1 pseudogene is annotated in these 302 nt (G+C 49.7%); it reads right to left on the reverse strand.

From position 1 onward, the window contains the following. Positions 1–129: 129 nt before the first annotated feature. Positions 130–302 (reverse strand): annotated as a pseudogene (locus tag LI162_RS15380) (MobQ family relaxase); the annotation flags it as partial.

The following is a 302-nucleotide window of genomic DNA, read 5'->3' on the forward strand; positions in this document are numbered from 1 at the left end:
GGACGGTCAGGCTGTCATGTTCTTTCCAGCGGTATTCTCGTCCGCTTTTGATAAGCGTCTCTCCCTGTGTACGGAGAAAATCTTCCAGACTGACGGCGTTCGCCCGATCAATCTGTGGTTGGGTGTAATTCATCGGGATATATCCTCCTTTTTGTGTCGTGTTTGGGGTCGATTTTGGAGCATTTGTTCCTCTGTACGCTCGTTAAATCGGGCGGCAGTATCTACACATGACTTGACCTTCCAAAGACGGTGTAAATCGTCTCTGACGGTCTTAAACTCGCCATAGGTGGTGTTGTGCGCCT

Source organism: Mediterraneibacter sp. 210702-DFI.3.120, assembly GCF_020561005.1.
In the GTDB taxonomy this organism is placed as follows: domain Bacteria; phylum Bacillota; class Clostridia; order Lachnospirales; family Lachnospiraceae; genus Mediterraneibacter; species Mediterraneibacter faecis.